20 protein-coding genes and 1 pseudogene are annotated in these 24584 nt (G+C 37.9%); 19 read left to right on the top strand and 2 right to left on the bottom strand.

Translation table 11 applies throughout. From position 1 onward, the window contains the following. Positions 1–431: 431 nt before the first annotated feature. A pseudogene (locus tag ACLH1U_RS20720) lies at positions 432–509 on the bottom strand (hypothetical protein); the annotation flags it as partial. A 337-nt stretch (positions 510–846) separates the two neighbouring features. On the opposite strand from ACLH1U_RS20720, the gene ACLH1U_RS20715 reads away from it, so the two are divergent. From ACLH1U_RS20715 to wcaJ, 16 genes are all read left to right on the top strand, one after another. Then, positions 847–2280: a capsule assembly Wzi family protein gene (locus tag ACLH1U_RS20715; protein ID WP_335893944.1), complete on the top strand. Its 1434-nt coding sequence runs from the start codon at positions 847–849 to the stop codon at positions 2278–2280. Positions 2281–2426: 146 nt separating this feature from the next. Continuing rightward, the gene (locus ACLH1U_RS20710) at positions 2427–3560 is read left to right on the top strand and encodes a polysaccharide export protein (protein ID WP_335893945.1); all 1134 of its coding nucleotides are present in this window, start codon (positions 2427–2429) and stop codon (positions 3558–3560) included. Positions 3561–3565: 5 nt separating this feature from the next. Continuing rightward, on the top strand, positions 3566–4000 hold the full coding sequence (locus ACLH1U_RS20705) for a protein tyrosine phosphatase (protein WP_335893947.1): 435 nt from the start codon (positions 3566–3568) through the stop codon (positions 3998–4000). Between the two features lie 15 nt (positions 4001–4015). Continuing rightward, positions 4016–6172, top strand: a complete 2157-nt coding sequence (locus tag ACLH1U_RS20700; RefSeq protein WP_411299433.1) for a polysaccharide biosynthesis tyrosine autokinase — start codon at positions 4016–4018, stop codon at positions 6170–6172. Between the two features lie 66 nt (positions 6173–6238). Beyond that, positions 6239–7534 (top strand): oligosaccharide flippase family protein, encoded by a 1296-nt coding sequence (locus tag ACLH1U_RS20695; protein ID WP_411299432.1) that lies wholly within the window; start codon positions 6239–6241, stop codon positions 7532–7534. After that, complete coding sequence (locus ACLH1U_RS20690) at positions 7509–8306, top strand: polysaccharide pyruvyl transferase family protein (RefSeq protein WP_335893951.1); 798 nt, start codon at positions 7509–7511, stop codon at positions 8304–8306. The genes ACLH1U_RS20695 and ACLH1U_RS20690 overlap by 26 nt, the downstream gene beginning before the upstream one ends. A 52-nt stretch (positions 8307–8358) precedes the next feature. Next, the gene (locus ACLH1U_RS20685; RefSeq protein WP_335893952.1) at positions 8359–9690 is read left to right on the top strand and encodes an O-antigen ligase family protein; all 1332 of its coding nucleotides are present in this window, start codon (positions 8359–8361) and stop codon (positions 9688–9690) included. Continuing rightward, positions 9650–10597 carry a hypothetical protein gene (locus ACLH1U_RS20680; RefSeq protein ID WP_335893953.1) on the top strand — a complete coding sequence of 316 codons (948 nt, stop codon included), beginning with the start codon at positions 9650–9652 and terminating at the stop codon, positions 10595–10597. Before ACLH1U_RS20685 ends, ACLH1U_RS20680 begins: the two co-directional genes overlap by 41 nt. 16 nt (positions 10598–10613) lie before the next feature. After that, on the top strand, positions 10614–11720 hold the full coding sequence (locus tag ACLH1U_RS20675; RefSeq protein WP_335893954.1) for a glycosyltransferase family 4 protein: 1107 nt from the start codon (positions 10614–10616) through the stop codon (positions 11718–11720). Next, positions 11717–12817 (top strand): glycosyltransferase family 4 protein, encoded by a 1101-nt coding sequence (locus ACLH1U_RS20670; RefSeq protein ID WP_335893955.1) that lies wholly within the window; start codon positions 11717–11719, stop codon positions 12815–12817. The genes ACLH1U_RS20675 and ACLH1U_RS20670 overlap by 4 nt, the downstream gene beginning before the upstream one ends. Beyond that, positions 12810–13346: a putative colanic acid biosynthesis acetyltransferase gene (locus ACLH1U_RS20665; RefSeq protein ID WP_335893956.1), complete on the top strand. Its 537-nt coding sequence runs from the start codon at positions 12810–12812 to the stop codon at positions 13344–13346. Before ACLH1U_RS20670 ends, ACLH1U_RS20665 begins: the two co-directional genes overlap by 8 nt. 36 nt (positions 13347–13382) lie before the next feature. Next, a complete protein-coding gene (gene gmd, locus ACLH1U_RS20660; RefSeq protein ID WP_335893957.1) occupies positions 13383–14501 on the top strand; it encodes a GDP-mannose 4,6-dehydratase in 1119 nt (372 codons plus the stop codon). Between the two features lie 5 nt (positions 14502–14506). After that, positions 14507–15493, top strand: coding sequence for a GDP-L-fucose synthase (locus tag ACLH1U_RS20655; protein ID WP_335893958.1), 987 nt, complete (start codon positions 14507–14509; stop codon positions 15491–15493). Continuing rightward, positions 15477–15944, top strand: a complete 468-nt coding sequence (locus tag ACLH1U_RS20650; RefSeq protein WP_335893959.1) for a GDP-mannose mannosyl hydrolase — start codon at positions 15477–15479, stop codon at positions 15942–15944. The genes ACLH1U_RS20655 and ACLH1U_RS20650 overlap by 17 nt, the downstream gene beginning before the upstream one ends. A gap of 4 nt (positions 15945–15948) precedes the next feature. Then, positions 15949–17166: a WcaI family glycosyltransferase gene (locus tag ACLH1U_RS20645; protein ID WP_335893960.1), complete on the top strand. Its 1218-nt coding sequence runs from the start codon at positions 15949–15951 to the stop codon at positions 17164–17166. A gap of 158 nt (positions 17167–17324) precedes the next feature. Next, entirely contained in the window at positions 17325–18719 is a 1395-nt protein-coding gene (gene wcaJ / locus ACLH1U_RS20640) for an undecaprenyl-phosphate glucose phosphotransferase (RefSeq protein WP_411299431.1), read from the top strand. A gap of 41 nt (positions 18720–18760) precedes the next feature. Here wcaJ and ACLH1U_RS20635 read toward each other — a convergent pair whose 3' ends face one another. Beyond that, positions 18761–20149 (bottom strand): hypothetical protein, encoded by a 1389-nt coding sequence (locus ACLH1U_RS20635; protein ID WP_335893962.1) that lies wholly within the window; start codon positions 20147–20149, stop codon positions 18761–18763. 134 nt (positions 20150–20283) lie between these two features. On the opposite strand from ACLH1U_RS20635, the gene ACLH1U_RS20630 reads away from it, so the two are divergent. The 3 genes from ACLH1U_RS20630 (at position 20284) to ACLH1U_RS20620 (ending at position 24473) form a co-directional block, all read left to right on the top strand. Then, positions 20284–21282: an acyltransferase family protein gene (locus ACLH1U_RS20630; RefSeq protein WP_411299430.1), complete on the top strand. Its 999-nt coding sequence runs from the start codon at positions 20284–20286 to the stop codon at positions 21280–21282. Positions 21283–21425: 143 nt separating this feature from the next. Then, positions 21426–22832, top strand: coding sequence for an NADP-dependent phosphogluconate dehydrogenase (gene gndA, locus ACLH1U_RS20625; protein ID WP_104466528.1), 1407 nt, complete (start codon positions 21426–21428; stop codon positions 22830–22832). 225 nt (positions 22833–23057) lie between these two features. Further along, positions 23058–24473, top strand: coding sequence for a mannose-1-phosphate guanylyltransferase/mannose-6-phosphate isomerase (locus ACLH1U_RS20620; RefSeq protein ID WP_064154354.1), 1416 nt, complete (start codon positions 23058–23060; stop codon positions 24471–24473). The last annotated feature ends 111 nt before the right edge of the window (positions 24474–24584 follow it).

Raw genomic sequence — 24584 nt, 5'->3', positions numbered from 1 at the left:
AGTGCTACTACATTGCTATTGCATATTTGCCTGGATATAGCCGTGATAAGACGTTTCTTAAAGGCGTTAAGAAAGTACCTTTTGCAGATTTAATGTATATCCAGACACTGGAAACTATTAGAAATTGTAGTTGACTATGACGACATCATCTGATTTTAGAATGACACAATTGTCATGAAAAAATGTCTTTTTTTCAGATGGTTAGCTGTGCATGTGTCGGCGCAGTGATGTCGTGTAGATGTTCGATTGGTGAGAGCAGTAAATAATCTTATTGGCGAACCCCTATTTTTCGCCAATAAAACAGCGGATAGGATTAATTGGCAGATATTCGGCACTAAGACTCCCAATTGTGACCGAAATCCCGTAGACTTAACGCCGTAAAAATAAAGGCCTGACCAATTATTCATCCGCAGGTCGATAAAATAAGTCGTTCAGGTAGTCAGTGCGCTGGTAGCTGTGAAGCCAGGGGCGGTAGCGTCTCTGAAGCCGCCTGCTGCTGTACAATAGTTCCTGTTCAACGGCTATAAAAAATCGACCCAGCCAGGATGAATACCCTCATCAGATATCTAACCATCTTCCACGGATATCCTCAGAAGTTGGTCAGGAGCGGCTGCTGATATCACCTGGACATTAATTTTCCCATCTCATCGATAGCCTGTAGGGTAAAATTCGCCTACATTGTGAGCTGGGCGGATGTTATAAAGATGACAAGCAGCTTAGGGTAACTGTACTTGCCTCGTCGGTGTTGCACAGTGAAGTCAGCTGGTGCCGCGAGCGCTTTCTATCTTGCTATTCCCGTCATTCTCATTGAGATATGACAGCGGGGCTGAAAATGGATCTTGTACAATGATAAAAATTGCGCGCATTGCCGTGACGCTGGGTTTGCTTTCCTCACTGGGAGCCCAGGCTTACGCGGCCGGGTTAGTAGTAAATGATAACGATCTGCGTAACGACCTTGCCTGGCTTTCCGATCGCGGGGTCATCCATCTGAGCCTGTCGACCTGGCCGCTGAGTCAGGAAGAGATCGCCCGGGCGCTAAAAAAGGCCAAACCTTCTTATTCCTCTGAGCAAGTGGTTCTGGCTCGTATCAACCAGCGTCTGTCTGCTTTAAAAGCCGATTTCCGGGTCACCGGCTACACCTCCACCGACCAGCCGGGTACCCCGCAGGGGTTTGGCCAGACGCAGCCGGCAGATAATTCGTTAGGCCTGGCATTTAATAACAGTGGCGAGTGGTGGGATGTCCACCTGCAGGGTAACGTCGAAGGGGGGGAACGGATCAGCAACGGATCGCGCTTCAACGCCAACGGCGCCTATGGCGCAGTGAAGTTCTGGAACCAGTGGCTCTCCTTTGGCCAGGTACCGCAGTGGTGGGGGCCGGGCTATGAAGGCAGCCTGATCCGTGGGGATGCCATGCGGCCGATGACCGGCTTTTTAATGCAGAGAGCCGAGCAGTCCGCACCAGAGACCTGGTGGTTGCGCTGGGTGGGCCCATGGCAGTACCAGATATCTGCCAGCCAGATGAATCAGTACACTGCTGTCCCACACACTAAAATTATCGGCGGTCGTTTCACCTTTACGCCGTTCCAGTCATTGGAATTAGGCGCATCGCGGATAATGCAGTGGGGAGGGGAAGGGCGACCGCAATCCTTTAGCAGCTTCTGGGATGGTTTTACCGGAAAAGATAATACCGGGACAGATAACGAACCAGGTAACCAGCTGGCCGGGTTTGACTTTAAGTTCAAACTTGAGCCGACTCTGGGCTGGCCGGTAAGCTTCTATGGGCAGATGATCGGCGAGGATGAGTCTGGTTACCTACCATCAGCCAATATGTTCCTCGGCGGCGTGGAAGGGCATCACGGTTGGGGTAAGGACGCGATAAATTGGTATCTGGAAGCTCATGATACACGGACAAATATGAATCGAACCGGATATAGCTACTGGCATCATACGTATACCGATGGTTATTACCAGCAAGGTTATCCATTGGGTGATGCGATGGGGGGCGATGGCCAGTTATTAGCAGGCAAAGTTGAGCTTATTACTGAGGATAACCAGCGCTGGAGTACGCGACTGGTTTATGCCAAAGTTAACCCTGAAAATCAGTCGATTAATAAAGCGTTCCCACATGCCGATACCCTGAAAGGTGTGCAGCTTAGTTGGAGTGGGGATGTGTATCAGTCGGTCCGGTTGAATACCTCACTGTGGTACACCAATGCTAATAATAGTGACACGGACGACGTTGGCGCCAGTGCAGGGATAGAGATACCGTTTAGTTTATAAGGCTGAATGCTGGAAAACAGGAGAGAGATGGTGGTAGCGCTGCAGGACGCAGTCAGCTTTTATCTCTCCATAAGCCGGTAGGGAAGCAACGGCGATGACAGCTGCTCAGGAATTGGCAAATTTTGATTTACTGATGATGTGACATTATGAAGAAAAAAATTGTTAGATTTTCGGCATTAGCATTGGCAATTGGGTTTTTAACGGGTTGTACCATAATCCCAGGTCAGGGATTAAACAGCCTGCGCAAGAACGTGGTCGAGCTGCCGGACAGCGATTACGATTTGGACAAACTGGTCAATGTATACCCAATGACACCGGGCTTAATCGACCAGCTTCGACCAGAAGCAGTATTGGCACGTCCTAACCCACAACTTGAAAATCTTATTAAAAGTTATGAGTATCGCATCGGTATAGGTGATGTATTGATGGTTACCGTCTGGGACCATCCAGAACTAACGACTCCTGCAGGTCAGTATCGTAGTGCAAGTGATACAGGTAACTGGGTTAACTCGGATGGTACTATATTTTATCCGTATATAGGTAAAGTACAAGTTGCCGGTAAGACACTTAGTCAAGTTCGGCAGGATATAGCCAGTCGCTTAACAACGTATATTGAGAGCCCTCAAGTTGATGTGAGTATAGCAGCATTTCGTTCACAAAAAGCTTATGTAACTGGTGAAGTAGTTAACTCAGGAAAACAGCCGATTACGAATATTCCGTTAACAATTATGGATGCTATAAACGCCGCAGGTGGATTGGCGCCTGATGCTGACTGGCGGAATGTTGTTTTGACACATAATGGAAAGGATACAAAAGTTTCCTTATATGCATTGATGCAGAAAGGAGATTTAACGCAAAACCATTTATTATATCCAGGTGATATTTTATTTGTTCCACGTAATGATGATTTAAAAGTATTTGTAATGGGAGAGGTGGGGAAACAGAGTACATTGAAGATGGATCGGAGCGGCATGACTTTGGCTGAAGCAATTGGTAATGCGGAAGGGATGTCACAAGCGTTTAGTGATGCTACCGGGATTTTTGTCATTAGACAACTGGTAGGGGATGCGCAAGGTAAGATTGCTAATATCTACCAGTTAAATGCACAGGATGCTTCAGCTATGGTGCTAGGTACGGAATTCCGATTACAACCATACGATATCGTATATGTGACGACAGCTCCTCTGGTTCGGTGGAATCGTGTGATATCTCAGCTTGTACCAACTATTACAGGCATACATGATATAACTGAAACTGGTAAATTTATTCGCACTTGGTGATATGTATGTTCGAATCAATTTTAGTTGTTTGTACAGGAAATATTTGTCGCTCTCCGTTAGGCGAAAGATATCTAAAAAGTTTATTACCTTCAAAAAGAATAGAGTCAGCAGGTACAGGCGCATTAGTAGGATATGAAGCTGATGTAAATGCTATGAAGATTGCTAGTCAGAAAGGTATATCTCTGGATGGGCATCAAGCACGTCAAATCACACGAAATATGACGAGAGACTTCTCGCTGATTTTAGCGATGGATAAATCGCATGTTGAATACATAGGGAAAATCGCGCCAGAAGCACGAGGCAAGACAATGTTATTTGGACATTGGTTGAGTCAACGTGAGATTCCGGACCCTTATCGCAAGAGCGAAGAAGCGTTTAATTCAGTTTATGACCTCATTGAACAGGCGGGCCAAAAATGGGCTCGGACTTTGGCCGAGTAATTCAGGATATTGAGCATGACATCCATTTCTAATAAAAATGTTACATCTGAGTCGGATGAAATCGACATCGGTCGATTGATAGGTGAATTAATTGATCATCGTAAATTAATAGTTTCAATTACAGCCTTATTTACATTAGCTGCGATATTGTATGCTGTATTATCGACACCTGTATATCAGGCAAACGCATTAATTCAAGTTGAACAAAAGCAGGGGAATGCTATTTTAAATAGTTTATCTCAGGTGCTACCAGATGCACAGCCTCAATCAGCACCAGAAATAGCGCTTTTACAATCTAGAATGATACTAGGTAAAACTGTTGATGACTTGAATTTACAAATACAAGTACATGAAAAGCATCTACCAATAATAGGGCGTGGTTTTGCGAGGCTAATTAAAGATAAAGAAGGTGAAATATCGATTTCAACATTATATTTGCCACAGGATGGTTCTGATATTCCTGAGATAGAATTGGTAGTAAAAGATAAAAATCATTATACAATAAACACCGAAAATGAATCATTTACCGGTACTATTGGTGAGTTATTTTCAAAAAACAAAATTAAAATAAAAGTTGATAAGGTTGATGCTGAACCAGGTACAACGTTCAGAGTCAGATATCTTACGAAACTGAAAGCAATTACTGATCTACAAGATAGATTTTCAGTCTCAGATCAGGGTAAAGATACCGGAATGTTAAATTTATCACTGACCGGGGAAGATTCGGAATTAATTGCGAAAATTTTGGATGATATTAGTAATAATTATTTAGCACAAAATATTGCCAGACAAGCAGCGCAGGATGCGAAAAGTTTAGAATTTCTAAATAAGCAGCTTCCACAAGTACGTACGGATCTGGATTCAGCTGAAGGGAAGCTAAATGAATATCGTAAACAAAAAGATTCAGTAGATCTATCTCTAGAAGCAAAATCAGTATTAGATCAGATTGTTAATGTAGATAACCAGTTGAATGAACTCACTTTTAGAGAGTCGGAGATTTCACAATTATATACTAAAGAGCATCCAACTTACAAAGCGTTGATGGAGAAACAGAAAACACTCCAAGAGGAAAAGGGGCGTTTAAATAAAAAAATATCATCAATGCCTGCAACACAACAGGAAGTATTAAGACTTAGCAGAGATGTAGAGTCTGGCCGTGCAGTCTATATGCAACTTCTCAATAGGCAGCAAGAATTAAATATTGCTAAATCTAGTGCAATAGGGAACGTTCGCATTATTGATGAAGCGGTCACTCAACCTATTCCTGTTAAGCCGAAGAAAGTACTTACTGTTTTAATTGGGTTTATTCTTGGCGCAATAATATCTATAGGCGCGGTACTTATTCAGATATTCTTGCGTAGAGGCATTGAATCGCCTGAACAACTTGAAGAGTTAGGAATAAATGTATATGCAACAATTCCTGTATCTGAATATTTATCTAAGAAACGAGTTAAGGGTATTAAACAAAATAAACTTGATGGTAGTGAAGTATTCTTGATCCTTGAGAACCCGGCTGACATAGCTATTGAAGCGCTGCGTGGCTTACGCACTAGTCTTCACTTCGCTATGATGGAAGCAAGAAACAATGTATTGATGATTTCTGGTGCTAGCCCTAACGCAGGTAAGACATTTATTAGTACTAACTTAGCTGCAATAATTGCTCAAACTGGAAAATCTGTATTATTCATTGACACTGATATGAGGAAAGGATACGTCCATAAGCTTTTCAACAGCAGCAATGAAAATGGCTTATCTGATGTACTCGTCGGGAAAGTTAGTCCTTCAGAATCAGTTAGAAAACTTCCTGATGCAGGTTTCGATTTTATAGCAAGGGGTATGGTGCCACCAAATCCAGCAGAATTATTAATGCATCACAGGTTTGATTCATTAATAAAATGGGCAAGCGCCAATTATGATCTTGTTATAATTGATACGCCACCTATTTTGGCAGTAACTGATGCAGCAATAATAGGTAATTATGCAGGAACGACTCTGCTTGTAGCTCGCTTTGAAGAGAATACCGCAAAAGAAATTGAAGTTAGTATTAAAAGATTTGAAAATAGTGGTGTAACAGTAAAAGGTTGCATACTTAATGGAGCAATGAAAAAAGCTAGTAACTATTATGGTTATGGTTACAGTCATTATGGTTATCAATATAACGAAAAATCTTAAATAAAAAAAAGGCACACAATGAATATTTTGTGTGCCTTGATAATTTAATAAGCTCCGTGAGTTAATATGAAAGGAATAGCATATAATGTTTCAGCGCTAATAATTGAAAAATTTTTAGTCACGATAATACTGATGACGTCAAATATTGTAGTGATAAGATATTTAGGCGCTGAAAAATTCGGTGAGTTGGCATTATTTCAAGTGTATTTGGCATTAGTGACTGTAGTTACTGAATTTGGGGTAAGACGTGTATATACATCACAGAAGAGTGTAAAAAGCGAGCAGAATATTTTTAGCGAAGTAATTTTTGTAAAATCTATTATTGCCGCTTTGTTTTTTGTTTTTTTTATTGTATTACTGTACTCGTTTAGCATCGATAAAAAATATATGCTTTTAGCTATAGTGTTTATAGTATCCCCATGGGAAGCATATTCTTATCATTTTGAAGCGAACTTAAAAAATGATTTACTGGTGAAGCTCAGAGTAACAGTAACATTAACATTAGCCCTAATAAGAATTTATTTATGTTATATCAAAGCAGATGTTATATTATTAATGTTGAGCTTTGTGTTGAATTATGCTTTAACAAATTTTATTTGCGTTGTTATAGCAAGGAAAAATAAATTTAATTATATCCCATTAAAGAAAAAAAGCAGCAGAATAAAAATAAGGAAATATATTCTTAACAGGTCATTCTTTTTTTGGGTTTCAGTATTGGCAGTTCAATTAAATATGCGTACAGACCAACTCATGTTGTCGGCATTGGCAGGTACTGCGAGTGTTGGGATCTATGCAGGCGCATATAAATTAGTAGAACAGTTGATGAGTATACCGAGTATATTAGCGAATGTGTTACTGCCACATATTAGCCGTAATGTGCAATCAGATAAAGAAAAATACCTTTTCGAAGTTTATAAAATTAGTATGTTAGCAGCGTTGCCAATATGCATTATTTTGTTATTCACCGCGCCATTATTACTGCCTTTATTATTAGGTAAGGAATTTGTTGATTCTGTTCCAATTTTTCAAATACTAATCTCAGCATTGCCTATTTTAGTAATAGTGAATGTTAGTGGCCTGTACTACAGCATATTTAAGCTAGAAAAATATGCTGTTTATCGGAATGTCTTTGGTCTAGGTCTAAGCCTAATATTAAACTTTGTCTTCATTAAATATCTTGGCGCAATTGGTGCAGCGATATCAGTCTTTATCAGTTATACGTTGCTAGCATATGTATTTGAGTGGATATTACCGCTCACTAGAAAAAATGCGCATTTGAAATTACAAGCTTTAATTTCAATCTTCAACACTAAAACCTATCAGGAAATATTTGTCTATGCTATTCAAAAGTTCAAAAAATAGTAACATTAAAAAATGTTTGTATTGGTGGGAACCGGCTGGGGGTAAAATGCATAATGCCGGGGATCATCTTTCAAAGATTATTGTGCAAAGAATGCTTGACCTATATGATAAAGAAATTGAAGATAAATTAAGTAAAAAAAATAAAATGCTCGCAATTGGTTCAGTCATGCATTTTGCGAAGGATATGGATACTATATGGGGCACAGGTATAAATGGCAAAGTTTCTGCAGACTTACATAAATTTAAAAACCTTGATGTTAGGGCTGTACGAGGGCCATTGACGCGGAATTATCTCATTAATAAAGGAATTAATTGTCCAGAAATTTATGGCGACCCTGGATTATTATTACCCAGTTTCTACTCAGAGAACTTGTTATCTGAGAAAGGGCGAGTTAACGACTTCATGGTCATTCCACACATGAATGAGGATCTTAACGATTATGCAAAATTCAAGGGTAAATTAATTAACCCGTGTCAAGGGGCTATATCCTTTACAAAGGAAATTTTGTCGAGTAAATTTATCATTTCCAGTTCACTTCATGGGGTGATTATTGCTGAAGCGTACGGTATACCAGCAATTTGTTTGCAAAATAAAAGTGGGGAGGCGGATTTTAAATATAAAGATTATTATGAAGGAACTGGCAGAAAAACGTTCCCAGTGATTAATTCTGTCGAAGAGGCGTTAAAAACAGAACCTGTTGAACTGCCTGATATTAAAAAATTGAGCCATAAATTGATGAAGGCGTTTCCATATGATTTATGGTTGAACTAGCTTGTCCTTTACCGAAAAATTATTCAAAGTAAATGATTAATTAGAAGAAATTATGAATAAACGAATTGATTTCTTGCCTATATGTTATTTTTTTCTTTTCATATCCTTGATGGTCAATGGACGATTAAGGCTGGATCCTACAATTCCTTTTCATTTTGGTGGTGCAGAATACGCTATATCTCCTTTTGATATTCCATTAATTGGAATATTTATTTTCTCTTTATTGTCTACGTTATGGAAGAAAACAAATTATTCTATAAAATTCGATGCTTTGGATTTGTCGTTAATAACATATTTGATCGTATTACTCATAACCACAGTATTTTCAGAAAGTTTGGATTTTTCAATTTATGAACTAATTAGGCAGTTTAAGTTATTTCTATTATATATTTGTGCAAGGACTTTTTTTTCGAAACAAAATGGGCTAACAACATTAATTGTTAGTATTAGTTTTATTGTATTTATTCAGGGTATTGTTGGTTATTTTCAATATTTTACAGGGCAAACGATTTCTGGTTTAAATGCCGAAGTTTCTGATTTGAACGAAATTGCTTCTGGCGTTTACCGTGTTGCGGGAACTTTTGGGCATCCAGGTATTTTATCACAATTTTTGAATTCAATTCTTGGTGTTTTGCTAGTTGCATCATTTAACTATAAAGGATACAAAAAAAATATCATTCTTCTTTTTTACATGTTAGGTGGCATAATAATTCTGACAAGTTTAGCACGTACTGGTATAGCTATGTTTGGTGTTATTTTATTTTTAACCATCTTATTAAACTCAAAGCTTAATGCATATAAATTAGGCCGATTAAAAAAAATATTGCTTGTAATGGGGCCCATATTTATTTGTATTGGGTTACTAATCGCCTTTTTTGATGTCATACTTCTACGTTTTACTACAGCACAAGATGTAAGTTTAAATATCAGGTTTTATTTAGCAGATATAGCTTTTAACATGATAGAAAACAATCCTATAACAGGTGTTGGCCTTAATGCATTTACTACTGTAATGAAGCATTACGACCATACAGGAGTGTCAGGATATTTTATGTTTCCCGTACATAATATATACCTTCTGATTGCATCCGAAAGTGGCTTACTGGGGTTAATTAGTTTCTTAATCGTAATGTGTGTATTTTTAAGCATTGGTATTAAAATTGTTCGTAAAGGGCGTGTATTACTTGCACGTCAATTAGCTTTTTGCGCTGTTTCTGGATTGGTGGTTATTTACCTATCCGGTTTGCTTGGTTGGTCATGGAGGTTAGATTGCCTGCAAGTAATATTTTACATACTTTTAGGTTTGGTTGCTGCTGCGCGGAAAATTGAGGGAGAAAAGAAAAATGAAGAATATAATAATAACACCTTACTCAGTAACAAATAACGAATATATAACCATTCATAAAAAATTATTTTTAAAGATGGGTTATACAACGAGTAATATTAATTTAAATAATATTTTCAGTAGAAAAAATAACACCTTTATATGTAATTGGCTTGAGGATTATCTAAGGGGTGGGGGCATTAATTTACTTATTAATGCTCTAAAGTTTTGTATAGTATGTTTATATGGAAAACTTGCCGCCAAAAAATTTATATGGGTGCGTCATAATTTAAAGCCCCATAATGATTTTAGAAATGATTATGTTTATAACATGGGTTTGTACATATTACATAAAATAGCAGATGTTGTTGTTTATCATGGGCAATATAAAATTAATGAAAGTTATAGATATATTCCACATCCCTTGTACATGGAAGAGCAACTTGATTCACAAATTCAAAAATCTATTGATTTTGCTTTTTATGGAAAAATTGCGCGATATAAAGGATTGGTTGATTTGCTAAATAATTGGCCGGTTCATTTAAAATTGTTTATTAGAGGATCTTGTGATGATCACAAGTTGCAACAGGAAATATCAAAGGTAATAAGTGAAAGAGGTTTGGAACAGGTAGTAAATCTAAAATATGGCTATATCGAGCATGATGAGTTGAATACAATGATGTATCATACAAAATATCTTATTCTACCACATGAAGATAAGAGTATGATTGTTTCAGGTGCCTTTTACCATGGGATCTCGTATGGTGCAAATATTATTGCAAAAGAAAGTTCCTTTTCCAAATCGATGGCTAAAAGATACCCTTTTTGTACAACTTACGATAATGATAATTTACAAAATATTCTTTCATCCTTGCAATATATAGACCCACAGGAAGTAAAAAAAATGGGTATTGAAGATTTTGGCGAAAATATATGTAAGAAGGAGTGGGGAAAGATATTGTCATGAAGCCAATTATTAATTTTTGAAGAACATAAATCCAGGAGATTTAAATGAAAGTTTTTTTTTTCAACCTTATATGACAAAGTACCGTGAGCTTTTTTTTGAAGATTTGCACAAAAAAATTGTAAATCATGGGGGAGAGTTTGAAGTAATTTGCGGTCCTACACCTAAGGATTTTGATAATTCTAGTGCTTATGATTTTAAGTGCTTAACTTTGAAAACGAGTACTGAACTAAAATTTATAAGATTTCAACAGTTATCAGAAAATATATCCGTTACTAAGGATTCTATAGTAATTCATTTTGCCGATTTTAAATATTTAAGTCTTTATTATGCACTAATGAAAAAACTATTAAATAGAACGCCATTATTTTTGCATGGGCAAGGCGGGTATAAAAAAAACTCGATAGCATCAAAAATCATTTATAACTGCGCTGTTGCTTTAACCTCTGGGTATATTTGCTATAATAAATTTTGCGAAATTGAGCTCAAAAAAAAGCTGCTACCATATCTTCACAAGAAAGTGAAATCAATTGATAATACACTCTATATTGAAAGTGTTGATTCTGTGCCCTATCCAGATAATGATGATCATAAAATTGCTTTTATTGGTCGAATACGGCCCAGGAGTGGTCTTGAAGAGTTACTAAAAGCAAGTATGATAGCGAAAAGCAAATTTCCCGATTTAACTGTTGAAATTATCGGTTCTGGTGATACCTCTTACATTCGTACTCTTCAAGAAGAGTATCCCTTTGCTAATTTTATAGGTAGTCTCTACAACCAAGAAGACATTATTTCAGCGACAAAAAATTGCTCAATTGGAGCGTATGGCGGGGATGCTGGCTTATCAACTGTTCATTATATGTCTCTTGGCTTAGCAGTTATAGTTCATAACGATTTATTAAATCATATGGGACCAGAGCCAAGCTATGTTAAAGATCATTATAATGGTCTTCTTTTTGAAAGAAATAATATAAATGATATGGCAGATAAAATTTGTCTTCTTTTTAGCAATAAAGAGTTAACATATAAATTGCGAAAAAACGCATTAAAAACATTTCATGAACTGTCGTCACCTTCCATGGCAGAAAAGTTGTTAGATATAATACTTGATAAGGAAATTAAATGATTTTTTTAATTAACTTGCCACCGCCGGTTCACGGGATGTCACTGATAAATAAAAAAATGACTGCCAACGCACTCGAGCATTTAAAAAATATTGTAGTCGTTAATAGCTCTCCAACAGCTGAACAATCTAATATAAGTAAACTAAAAAAAATCTATAATTATTTATTAATTATAGTTAAATTCGGTAATGTTCTCAAGAGTACAAACATTAAGGACTCTTTATACAGACCGATAAATGGAGGGAAGGGACAATTTTTTGACATGGTATTTTTGATGCTTGCAAAAATATATAGAAGAAAAATTTTTATTCATCATCATTCATATAATTATTTGAATAAAAAATCATTTTTGTTTACTTTAGTAAATAAAATTTGTAGCGTTAATTCAATACATATTGTACTGTCAGAAGATATGAAGGTTAGATTAAGTCAGATCTATGATATAGAACTGTCACGAATAAGAGTTTTATCCAACTGTGCTTTCATTGATGATCCTAAACTGGAACACCAGAGGATAAATAAAGTAACACGAATTCTTAATATTGGTTATTTATCTAATGTGACTGTTGATAAAGGTATAGATGTTTTCATTAATATTTGTGAAGAGATTCTAGCAAGAGGGATAAAAATAAATCCTCAAATTGCAGGGCCAATTAATGATAAAAAAAGTAAAAAAATAATCGACGATTTTTGCATAAAATATCCGTTCGTTAATTATGTCGGTCCAGTATATGGTGAAGACAAAACACGATTCTTAAATGATCTTGATGTTTTTATCTTCCCATCAAGATATTATAATGAAGCCGAACCATTAGTAATTTATGAAGCGGCTGCTAGTGGAAATTATGTTATTGGCAGTGAAGTCGGTTCTATGAAGGAAGCAATTAAAAAAATTGCAGGTTTTAGTTATCCGCTTAATATGGACAGTGATGTAAGTCAATTGCAAGAGTTTATAGAAACTACTGTAAAGCATTTAATCAATTTAAATAAAGAAGATTTTGATAAAATAAATAAAACTGTTATCGATAGCTTTCGAAAAGCAAAAGTTTCAGCAAATGATGATTTAATGTCGATATTAAAGGAATTTGAAAATGTATGAACTTAAAAATTTCAAGGTTCCGAAAAAATTTCGTGGGAAAAATGTTATATATACTCAATTGTGGTGGTTAGTTCAGTCAACTTTATTCGCTTGGTCTCCACAGGTTTTGTATAAATGGAGAGTATTCTTGTTACGTATGTTTGGAGCATCTATAGGAAAAAATGTAATTATTAGGCCTTCTGCGAAAATTACTTATCCATGGAAAGTGAAAATTGGTGATTATAGTTGGATCGGAGATGATGTGACGTTATATTCACTTGGGAATATTAACGTTGGAAATAATACTGTGATATCACAACGATGTTATTTATGCGCCGGTAGTCACGATTACAATAGCATTAATTTTGATATTATAAGCGAAGAAATTATTATAGGAGATTCTTGTTGGCTTGCTACTGATGTTTTTGTTGCTCCAGGAATAAATATAGGTACAAATTGTGTAGTTGGTGCACGAAGTTCCGTTTTCAAAAATTTACCATCAAACAGTATTTGTTTAGGTAGTCCTGCTACTAAAATTCGCGATAAATAACCTTTATTATACATAATGTTAAAATTAGGAGTTGTTATGTCTAAAGTTGCTCTAATTACAGGTGTAACTGGTCAGGATGGTTCATATTTAGCTGAGTTTCTTTTAGAGAAAGGTTATGAAGTACATGGAATAAAAAGGAGAGCTTCACTTTTCAATACTGAACGGGTAGATCATATCTATCAAGATCCGCACAGTTCTAACCCTAAATTCCACCTTCATTATGGAGATCTTTCTGATACATCAAATTTAACGCGTATATTATCTGAAGTGCAACCTGATGAAGTGTATAACTTAGGTGCAATGAGTCATGTCGCTGTTTCTTTTGAGTCGCCTGAGTATACAGCAGATGTTGATGCGATAGGGACGCTACGTTTATTAGAGGCTATTCGTTTTTTAGGCCTTGAAAAGAAGACTAAATTTTACCAAGCGTCTACTTCTGAATTGTATGGTTTAGTCCAAGAAATTCCACAGAAAGAAACTACTCCTTTCTATCCTCGTTCTCCATATGCTGTAGCGAAGCTTTATTCGTATTGGATAACAGTGAATTATCGTGAATCTTATGGAATGTACGCTTGTAATGGTATTCTTTTTAACCATGAGTCACCTCGTCGTGGTGAAACATTTGTTACTAGAAAAATTACAAGAGCTTTATCTAATATAGCTCAGGGTTTAGAAAAGTGTTTATATTTAGGTAATATGGATTCATTAAGGGATTGGGGCCATGCTAAGGATTACGTTAAGATGCAGTGGATGATGCTTCAACAGGAAGTCCCTGAAGATTTCGTTATTGCAACAGGTGTACAATACTCAGTTAGACAATTTGTTGAATTCGCTGCCGCTGAGCTTGGCATTAAACTTAAATTCCAAGGTGAAGGTGTAAATGAAATTGGCATCGTCGAGAGTGTTACTGGCAATGATGCTCCAGCAGTCAAAACGGGTGATGTAATTGTTTCTGTTGATCCTCGTTATTTCAGGCCAGCAGAAGTTGAAACTTTATTGGGAGATCCAACTAAAGCACATCAAAAGTTAGGTTGGAAACCTGAAATAACTTTAAATGAGATGGTTGCTGAAATGGTCAGAAATGATCTTGAAAGAGCAAAAAAACACTCATTATTAAAATCACATGGTTACGAGGTTTCAATCTCATTGGAGTAATGATTATGTCTAAAAAAACTAGAATCTTCGTAGCTGGTCATAATGGTATGGTTGGGTCAGCTCTAGTCAGAAAACTAAACCAACAAACTAATGTTGAGATAATCACTAAAGATCGTAATGAACTAGATTTATTAGATAAAAATGAAGTCGATTCATTTTTTAAAGCAGAAAATATTGACGAGATCTACTTAGCTGCAGCTAAAGTTGGTGGAATTGTTGCTAATAATACATATCCAGCCGATTTTATATATGAAAATTTAATCATTGAATGTAACGTTATTAATGCAGCACATCTTAATAATATCCAAAAGTTAATGTTTTTAGGATCTTCCTGCATTTATCCTAAACTTGCTCAACAACCAATCAAAGAAACTGAGTTGTTGCAAGGTACGTTAGAACCGACAAATGAACCTTATGCTATCGCTAAAATTGCTGGTATCAAGCTTTGTGAATCATTTAATCGTCAATATGGTAGAGACTATCGCTCTGTAATGCCGACAAATTTATATGGCGAAAATGATAATTTTCATCCTAATAACTCGCATGTTATCCCCGCTTTGATTAGAAGAATTCATGAGGCTAAGTTAAATCGTTCTCAAGAAGTTGTTGTCTGGGGCAGTGGAAACCCGATGAGGGAGTTTCTACATGTTGATGATATGGCAGCTGCATCGATTCATGTCATGAATCTTGATAAAGATAAATGGTGTAGCATTACATCTCCTATGCTTTCACATATTAATGTGGGAACTGGAGTTGATTGCACGATACGAGAGCTTGCATTTACAATAGCTAAAGTTATTGGTTTTGAAGGTAAGATTGTATTTGATGCTGACAAGCCAGATGGTACACCTAGAAAATTATTAGATGTAACAAGATTGTCTGATTTGGGATGGAAATATTCGATTTCACTTGAAGATGGTTTAAAATCCACTTATACATGGTTCCTTGAAAATCAAAACGATTTTAGAGGTCAGAATGTCTCTTCTAAATGATAATTTGTTTTCTACGATTATAAATCATACCCCACTTATTTCTATTGATTTAATAATTGAGAATGAGTTTAAAGAGATCCTAGTTGGAAAAAGAGTCAACCGCCCCGCAAGGGGCTTTTGGTTTGTTCCTGGTGGGCGAATAAGGAAAAATGAGTCACTTGACGTTGCATTTTTGCGGATATGCAAAAATGAAATAGGCTTATCACTACCAAAAATAAACGCGGAATTCTATGGCGTTTATGAGCATTTTTATAATGACAGTTTTTATGGGGATGAATTTTCAACCCATTATGTTGTTCTTGCGTATAAATTTATTATCCAAAAAAAATCTATATGTCCACCTTTTAATCAACATAATCAATATTGTTGGATGAGTCATTTTGAGCTAACAAGAGATGAGTCAGTCCATAATAACACGAAGGCGTATTTTATTAATAATAACGAGAAATGAATTCATGAAACTATTGGTGTACGGATTAAATTTTAGTCCTGAATTGACAGGCATCGGTAAGTATAGTGGCGAAATGGCTGAGTGGTTTTCTGATAATAATCAAATGGTTAAGGTTATTACAGCTCCGCCCTATTATCCTGAATGGAAAATTCATAAGGGATACTCAGCATGGAAATACACTGTTACGAACGATAAATTTGAAGTTATTCGATGCCCTTTATACGTTCCACAAAAAATTAATACCTTAAACCGGCTTTTACATCTTATTTCTTTCTCTTTATCATCATTAAAACCACTGATAAAACAACGGAAATGGAAACCAGACTATATAATTTGTGTAGTTCCTACACTATTTACTGTACCAGGAGTTCTCATATTAAGAAAGCTAACAGGGGCGAAAGTAATTCTTCATGTTCAGGATTATGAAGTTGATGCAATGGTTGGTTTGGGGTTAGCCAAAAATCGATTTTTCGGATCGTTAGCAAGAAAATTTGAAAGATGGTGTCTCACTTCTGTTGATAAAGTTTCTACTATTTCAAATTCAATGATGCGTAAAGCATTAGAGAAAAAAGTGCATCCTGGAAATATCATTTTTTTTCCTAACTGGTCTGAAGTGTCAAGATTTAAAAATATCGATGAAGTTGATGTTATTAATATTAAAAATAGATTGGATTTACCTGAATATAAAAAACTAATCCTTTACTCTGGTAATATAGGCGAGAAACAAGGATTAGAGATTATTGTTGACGTTGCTGAAAAATTCAAAGACAAACCCTATCTTTTTCTTTTTGTGGGACAGGGAGGTGGGCGCCAACGCCTTGAAAGCATCGTGTCTGAACATAAATTAAAAAATGTTTTATTTCGCCCACTTCAACCATATGCTGATTTACCTGCCCTATTAAAGCTTGCTGACTGTCATTTGGTTATTCAAAAGAGAGGCGCAGCGGATGCTGTTTTACCCTCTAAGCTAACAAATATTTTAGCAGTAGGTGGAAATTCAGTAATTACAGCTGAAGTCGGTACAGAATTAGGTCAGTTATGTATTGACTATCCTGGTATTGCGATCTGTGTTGAGCCCGAATCAAAAGATGCAATATATCAGGGTATTGAAAAATGTTTAGCGCTACCTTTAGAAAATGTTGTAGCAAAACAATATGCGGCAGAAAACCTTGATATTGATTGTGTGCTTCCTAAATTTATAGACGTACTTCATCAAGCATGATTAATACATTGTGATTATTTCGAATTAATATACAATATTCTTGTTTCATAAACTTTTTTCAAATCTGGATGAAAGAAATTTCTCCAGATTTGAATGTCTCTTTTATTGGTTTATGCAGTTTGTAATTGTATGTTATTCTTGTATGAGTATCTTCAAATATGACAATCCTGCAACATAGATCCCGCTCTAAAGCAAATGCATCTTTAATATCGATGATGCAACGATTTTCTGATATTTTTACTATTTTCTTTGGTTTATATATTGTATCAGTTATCGAAAGTGTAAAATTCAACTATCAACATTTATTAATGGCATTAACGTCATTAGTAATTTTCCAAATGATAGGTGGAATAACCGATTTTTATAGATCATGGCGTGGGGTTAAAATCTCAACTGAGATTCAGTTAATTTTGCAGAACTGGAGCTTAAGCATAATATTCTCTTCTGGAGTTTTCTCATTTTCAGAAGAATATACTATTAAATTTACTACTTTGTTTAAATGGTATATTATTGTATGTCTTGGCTTTATTCTTTGTAGAGTTTTTATCCGCATTATTGCTAGAGGAGTTCGAAAGCTAGGCTATAATACCCGTAGAGTTGCGGTCGCGGGTGACATGCCGGTAGGTGTTAATTTACTTAAAGGTTTTCTAGATCAGCCGTGGATGGGATTTTCTGTTTGTGGTATCTATAATGATGATGAAGTTAAAGCGGACGGTATATCATATGCCGGTACCCTTGATAAGTTAGTTGAAGATGCCAAAAATGGTCGCCTTGATAGGATCTACATCGCCATGAGTATGAGCGATGAAATGAAATTAAAACGTCTTGTGAGAAAACTAACTAATACAACTTGTTCTGTGATACTAATACCTGATGTATTCACATTTAATATCTTGCAGTCAAGAATCGAAGAAGTTAACGGAGTACCGGTTGTACCCCTTTTCGATACGCCGATGAATGGTATTAATATGGTTTTTAAAAGGATTGAGGATCTCCTAATAGGATCTTTGATTTTATTATTAATATCTCCAATATTAATTATAATCGCTCTTTCTGTAAAATTAACATCTAAAGGCCCTGTCATTTTTCGTCAAATCCGATATGGTATGGATGGTAAACCTATAGAGGTCTATAAATTCAGGTCTATGAATGTTATGGAAAATGATGACAATATTAAACAGGCAACTAAAAATGATTCTAGAGTAACTAAAGTTGGGGCCTTTTTGAGAAAAACTTCACTTGATGAGTTGCCTCAATTTATTAATGTTATCACTGGGCAAATGTCAATAGTTGGTCCTAGACCACACGCAGTTGCACATAATGAACTCTACCGTGACCTAATCGAAGGATATATGTTACGCCATAAGGTTAAACCAGGTATTACTGGTTGGGCTCAAATTAATGGTTGGCGAGGTGAAACTGATACTCTGGATAAAATGAAAATGAGAGTTGAATATGATTTAGCTTACATTCGCGATTGGAGTGTTTGGTTCGATATTAAAATTATATTTCTGACTGTTTTTAAAGGTTTTGTAAATAAATCTGCTTACTAGTGAATAAGGGTCAAGCAAGACCCTTATTGTAGAGTTGTAATTCAATGCAATTGATAGTAATTGTCTGATAACTTTATTACTTTATTTTTGTTATGAATTTTTTCAAATAAATCATTTGACACTTTTGCGTTGAGGCTCTGCAGATAATTGTTCGTATTTTGCGGCTGATACTTACAATTCAGGAAGGTAATAACAGTATTTAGTTTGCTTGACTCGAGCGGGTTGATAAATTTAACATTGTTAAACTCTGTATTATGTTCATCTTTGAATGTCGAGTTTTTAACTTCCGAGAATGCTATTTTATTGAAAGTGCTATTAGAAATTTTAGCGAAAAGTTGCATATAGGATTGACTTATTGTACTTTTCTCAAAATTTAAATTGGATGCTTGCCATTTTTTTATCTTCACATTTTTTACGTAGGAGTATATGAGTCTTGTTTTTGAATTATTTGATGTTAGCCTAATATCATCCATCGTCACGAAACTGCTATCATTATAAGGATATAGCACTGCATCCACGTTTCCATTGACTTTTATTTTTTCTATCGTTGTATGAGTCAAATCCCCAGTGCAAATTATTACGCCTGCGTATGAGGCTTTTTTTGAAGGATTGAAATTAGCATTGTAAATTGTAAAATTGCTATTTGGGCCAATACTCTGTGCCGATTTGAGAAAAAAAGTCTCATGCTTTTTAATTCTGTTCCTAGGGTTAATTCCTAAAGAACCGCCAGTAATATTTCTAAAAATGATATTCGAGTTATTTCCTCCACCTTTGCCAGAAATATAGAATACATGTTCGCCGATGTTGTCATATTTAATCCCATCGAGTATTACGTTATTGATGTTTTTACCCCACTGCGATCCACAGTAAAGCGCATTAAACATTGTTGTATTGGAAAAATAAACATTTTTACTATTATCACCAAGTCGCCAATTTAAGCATCTTCCATACCATGAAGGATCATTTAATTCGGTATCCAATACATTATCTCTATTGCCATCAGTTGTTAGATCACAAACCATGCTATTTTTAAGTGAAATAAATCTTATCATTTCGTGATCAAGTGGCGATGTGTTTTTTAACAATCTAAATGTGACGCCAGTAAATATAAAAATAACGTTCTCTAAGCTAGGAAAGAGGATACTTCTTATGTCAAATACTCCTGGTTGCATTATGTAAATAGTATTATTTGTAAGCCCGTTGATTTCTTTTTGTAATGCTTCCGTTTGATCTAAACCAGTTGGCAATATTGTACTGCGTTGAATTTTTAATTCTTCTGGTTTTAAATTAATGTTAGTTGCTGAATTTAATATTTTCTCTATTCTCACCATATCTGTTTGTTCTGATGCAATTGCAAGACTTATGTTTAACTTGGCAAGGGTAAAAAATATGGCTGTTTTCGCGATAAAATCTCTACGTGATTGATTCATATGTGCCTCTTTAGATGAGCGTAGATTACCTATCTGTCAGGATAGATGTTACAATTTTTCTTGGTTTTAATATGTAAGACTTTTCCATTTTTTTCTACTGGATGTTTCTAAATATTCTTAATGTGAGATAAGCCATGTCTATTGAAAGAAAATCTTCATTCGAATTGCTACGCTTATTGTCAATATTCGGTGTTGTATTATTACACATATCGTATAATAATTCTGGCGCTATGAACAGCGCTGATTGGATGAGGTTATTTTTTAGATGGTGTGTACCTTTTTTCTTCATGTTAAGTGGATATTTTTTGACAAACGTTGGCAACTATCCTGATGTCAAAATTTCTAAAATAAGAAATTTAGCTATAATTATTTTTTTCTCAAATTTGCTCTATTTACCATTTGTATTTTATCTAAAGAGCTTTTCTTTTCTTTCTGCGCAGTTGTTCTATATAGGTACATGGTTTCATCTTTGGTTCCTTAATTCTTTATTGCTTTCATATTTCTTTTTTATTGTTTTTGCAGATGCCAAATTTCGTTTTCTCTATATTTCTATATTATCAATCACTATTTTTTCTTTATTTTATTTTATTGATTTAATGTCAAGTATTTATACAAGTAAATATTATTCCTATCTAGGAGTGATAAGGCAATTTCAGTCAATTCCTTTTGTGTGGGTTGGTTTTATACTATCGTCAAATCGTTTCTCGATCTTTAACAAGACCTCCAAAAGTGGTATGGCCTTTATAGCACTTGGCTTGTTTTTATGTTTTCTTGAATTGCTTATTTGTATTACTTTTGATTTGCCACTTAAAAATCGTACGCTATTAATTGGTTTTCCATTAATTTGCATTGGTTTAATATTAGTAGGTGAGACTCTTTCTTGCAGAAACAGTCTTGGAAATTTTATATTAAGAGTGAGTCAATATACTCTTATCATTTACATAGTTCATCCATTAATAATTCCATTGATTTCAAAGGTATTGACATTATTGCATTTACAAGAGGTCTATCGATTGATTATGGGAACTATATTTACTTTCATTATTTCGCTACTTATTGCTTTCTTAATGAAGAAATATTTTCCACGTTATTATAGTCTATTAAAAGGTAAGTTCCAGAACAGTAGTACTTAACGTTTCAACAAATAATTAATCGTATACTACTTTGGTTTTCCAAAGCGCTTTTTTGCTAGGTGGTTTTCTACCTTTGCGCTAATATAAACATGAATTCTAAACTGCGAGTATGTCGCAGTGACCACACCTGACAGGAGTATGTAATGTCCAAGCAACAGATCGGGGTTGTCGGTATGGCAGTGATGGGGCGTAACCTTGCGCTGAACATCGAAAGCCGTGGTTATACCGTCTCCGTTTTCAACCGCTCCCGTGAAAAGACCGAAGAAGTGATTGCCGAAAATCCAGGCAAGAAACTGGTTCCTTACTACACAGTAAAAGAGTTTGTTGAATCCCTCGAAACACCACGTCGTATCCTGTTGATGGTGAAGGCCGGGGCTGGCACCGACAGCGCCATCGATTCCCTGAAGCCTTACCTTGATAAAGGCGACATCATCATTGATGGCGGCAACACCTTCTTCCAGGACACCATCCGTCGTAACCGTGAACTGTCTGCCGAAGGTTTTAACTTTATCGGTACCGGTGTTTCCGGTGGTGAAGAGGGGGCTCTGAAAGGGCCTTCCATCATGCCTGGTGGGCAGAAAGAAGCCTATGAGCTGGTTGCTCCTATTCTGAAGCAGATTGCTGCGGTTGCTGAAGACGGTGAGCCATGTGTGACCTATATCGGTGCTGACGGTGCTGGCCATTATGTGAAGATGGTTCATAACGGCATCGAGTATGGTGACATGCAGTTGATTGCTGAAGCTTATGCGCTGTTGAAAGGCGGTCTGGCACTTTCCAACGAAGAGCTGGCGCAAACCTTCACCGAATGGAACGAAGGTGAGCTAAGCAGCTACCTGATCGACATTACCAAAGATATCTTCACCAAGAAGGATGAAGAGGGTAAATACCTCGTCGATGTCATTCTTGATGAAGCAGCAAACAAAGGTACCGGTAAGTGGACCAGCCAAAGCTCACTGGATCTCGGCGAACCTCTGTCTCTGATCACCGAGTCCGTTTTTGCTCGTTATATCTCTTCTCTGAAAGACCAGCGTGTAGCCGCTTCGAAAGTGCTGAGTGGTCCGCAGGCTCAGCCGGCAGGTGATAAAGCTGAATTTATCGAAAAAGTGCGTCGCGCTTTATACCTCGGTAAAATCGTTTCCTATGCTCAAGGCTTCTCTCAGCTGCGTGCTGCTTCTGATGAATACAACTGGGATCTGAACTACGGAGAGATCGCTAAGATTTTCCGCGCGGGTTGCATCATTCGTGCACAGTTCCTGCAGAAGATCACCGATGCGTATGCGCAAAACGCGGGCATTGCTAACCTCCTGCTGGCGCCATACTTCAAACAGATCGCTGATGACTATCAGCAGGCGCTGCGTGATGTCGTGGCTTATGCCGTGCAGAATGGTATTCCGGTACCGACGTTCTCTGCCGCCATTGCCTACTACGACAGCTACCGTTCCGCAGTTCTGCCAGCTAACCTGATTCAGGCTCAGCGTGATTACTTTGGTGCGCACACCTATAAGCGTACAGATAAAGACGGTGTGTTCCACACAGAGTGGTTGGAATAATTTTCTTCAAACAGTCAGGCCATTTGGCCTGACTGTTTTAATTTTATATTTAATGTTGCAACCTGACCTTAAGCATTTCCTTTCTAAAAATATTTCTAATATCTAATTTTTAACCTTTTTAAGAATTTGCCATATTTATTATCTTGTACGCCTATATTAGTCTGCTTCTGGCCTCAGTGATTTACTGGGTGTTAAATAACAGGGTTTTAATTAAAGGATATTAATATGTTACTTCCTGTGATAATGGCTGGCGGTACCGGCAGTCGTCTCTGGCCGATGTCTCGCGAGCTTTACCCGAAACAGTTCCTCCGTCTGTACGGGCAGAACTCCATGCTGCAGGAAACCATCACCCGACTCTCGGGCCTTGAAATCCATGAACCGATGGTCATCTGTAACGAAGAGCACCGCTTCCTGGTGGCCGAACAGCTGCGCCAGCTCAACAGGCTGTCCAACAACATTATTCTCGAGCCGGTCGGGCGCAACACCGCCCCGGCCATTGCTCTGGCGGCCCTTCAGGCCACCCGTCACGGTGACGACCCGCTGATGCTGGTCCTCGCCGCCGACCATATCATCAATAACCAGCCGGTCTTCCACGACGCCATCCGCGTCGCCGAGCAGTATGCCGATGAAGGCCACCTGGTCACCTTCGGTATCGTGCCGAACGCCCCGGAAACCGGCTACGGCTACATCCAGCGCGGCGTGGCCCTCACCGACAGCGCTCACACCCCGTACCAGGTGGCCCGCTTCGTGGAGAAGCCGGACCGCGAGCGCGCTGAGGCCTACCTCGCCTCCGGGGAGTACTACTGGAACAGCGGCATGTTTATGTTCCGCGCCAAAAAATACCTCTCCGAGCTGGCCAAATTCCGCCCGGATATCCTCGAAGCCTGCCAGGCCGCGGTGAACGCCGCCGACAACGGCAGCGACTTCATCAGCATCCCGCATGACATTTTCTGCGAGTGCCCGGACGAGTCCGTGGACTACGCGGTGATGGAGAAAACCGCCGACGCGGTGGTGGTCGGTCTCGATGCCGACTGGAGCGACGTCGGCTCCTGGTCCGCCCTGTGGGAGGTCAGCCCGAAAGACGAGCAGGGCAACGTCCTCAGCGGCGACGCGTGGGTGCATAACAGCGAAAACTGCTACATCAACAGCGACGAGAAGCTGGTGGCGGCCATCGGCGTGGAGAACCTGGTGATTGTCAGCACCAAGGACGCCGTGCTGGTGATGAACCGCGAGCGTTCCCAGGACGTGAAGAAGGCGGTCGAGTTCCTCAAGCAGAACCAGCGCAGCGAGTACAAGCGCCACCGCGAGATTTACCGTCCCTGGGGCCGCTGCGACGTGGTGGTCCAGACCCCGCGCTTCAACGTCAACCGTATCACCGTGAAACCGGGCGGCGCCTTCTCGATGCAGATGCACCACCACCGCGCCGAGCACTGGGTCATTCTCGCCGGCACCGGCCAGGTCACGGTCAACGGCAAGCAGTTCCTGCTGACCGAGAACCAGTCCACCTTTATCCCGATTGGCGCCGAGCACAGCCTGGAAAACCCGGGCCGCATTCCGCTGGAAGTGCTGGAGATCCAGTCGGGGTCGTACCTCGGCGAGGACGACATTATTCGTATTAAAGACCAGTATGGTCGTTGCTAATTTTTTCGGGACAAAACGCAGAATGACACAGTTAACATGCTTTAAGGCTTATGACATCCGTGGTGAACTGGGCGAGGAGCTGAACGAGGACATCGCCTACCGTATCGGCCG

Source organism: Klebsiella sp. 1SOBk5mer (assembly GCF_046603115.1).
GTDB classification, from domain to species: domain Bacteria; phylum Pseudomonadota; class Gammaproteobacteria; order Enterobacterales; family Enterobacteriaceae; genus Klebsiella; species Klebsiella quasipneumoniae.
This window is presented reverse-complemented; position numbering and strand designations above follow the sequence as displayed.

What these genes read in the sequence shown, in the direction of transcription:
- ACLH1U_RS20695 (WP_411299432.1), top strand. Translation starts at nt 6,239, where the DNA reads ATGAAAGGAATAGCATATAATGTTTCAGCGCTAATAATTGAAAAATTT.
- ACLH1U_RS20630 (WP_411299430.1), top strand. Translation starts at nt 20,284, where the DNA reads ATGTCTATTGAAAGAAAATCTTCATTCGAATTGCTACGCTTATTGTCA.
- ACLH1U_RS20715 (WP_335893944.1), top strand. Translation starts at nt 847, where the DNA reads ATGATAAAAATTGCGCGCATTGCCGTGACGCTGGGTTTGCTTTCCTCA.
- ACLH1U_RS20620 (WP_064154354.1), top strand. Translation starts at nt 23,058, where the DNA reads ATGTTACTTCCTGTGATAATGGCTGGCGGTACCGGCAGTCGTCTCTGG.
- ACLH1U_RS20690 (WP_335893951.1), top strand. Translation starts at nt 7,509, where the DNA reads ATGCTATTCAAAAGTTCAAAAAATAGTAACATTAAAAAATGTTTGTAT.
- ACLH1U_RS20635 (WP_335893962.1), bottom strand. Translation starts at nt 20,149, where the DNA reads ATGAATCAATCACGTAGAGATTTTATCGCGAAAACAGCCATATTTTTT.
- wcaJ (WP_411299431.1), top strand. Translation starts at nt 17,325, where the DNA reads ATGACAATCCTGCAACATAGATCCCGCTCTAAAGCAAATGCATCTTTA.
- ACLH1U_RS20650 (WP_335893959.1), top strand. Translation starts at nt 15,477, where the DNA reads ATGTCTCTTCTAAATGATAATTTGTTTTCTACGATTATAAATCATACC.
- ACLH1U_RS20645 (WP_335893960.1), top strand. Translation starts at nt 15,949, where the DNA reads ATGAAACTATTGGTGTACGGATTAAATTTTAGTCCTGAATTGACAGGC.
- ACLH1U_RS20665 (WP_335893956.1), top strand. Translation starts at nt 12,810, where the DNA reads ATGTATGAACTTAAAAATTTCAAGGTTCCGAAAAAATTTCGTGGGAAA.
- ACLH1U_RS20685 (WP_335893952.1), top strand. Translation starts at nt 8,359, where the DNA reads ATGAATAAACGAATTGATTTCTTGCCTATATGTTATTTTTTTCTTTTC.
- ACLH1U_RS20710 (WP_335893945.1), top strand. Translation starts at nt 2,427, where the DNA reads ATGAAGAAAAAAATTGTTAGATTTTCGGCATTAGCATTGGCAATTGGG.
- gndA (WP_104466528.1), top strand. Translation starts at nt 21,426, where the DNA reads ATGTCCAAGCAACAGATCGGGGTTGTCGGTATGGCAGTGATGGGGCGT.
- ACLH1U_RS20705 (WP_335893947.1), top strand. Translation starts at nt 3,566, where the DNA reads ATGTTCGAATCAATTTTAGTTGTTTGTACAGGAAATATTTGTCGCTCT.
- ACLH1U_RS20680 (WP_335893953.1), top strand. Translation starts at nt 9,650, where the DNA reads ATGAAGAATATAATAATAACACCTTACTCAGTAACAAATAACGAATAT.
- ACLH1U_RS20655 (WP_335893958.1), top strand. Translation starts at nt 14,507, where the DNA reads ATGTCTAAAAAAACTAGAATCTTCGTAGCTGGTCATAATGGTATGGTT.
- gmd (WP_335893957.1), top strand. Translation starts at nt 13,383, where the DNA reads ATGTCTAAAGTTGCTCTAATTACAGGTGTAACTGGTCAGGATGGTTCA.
- ACLH1U_RS20670 (WP_335893955.1), top strand. Translation starts at nt 11,717, where the DNA reads ATGATTTTTTTAATTAACTTGCCACCGCCGGTTCACGGGATGTCACTG.
- ACLH1U_RS20700 (WP_411299433.1), top strand. Translation starts at nt 4,016, where the DNA reads ATGACATCCATTTCTAATAAAAATGTTACATCTGAGTCGGATGAAATC.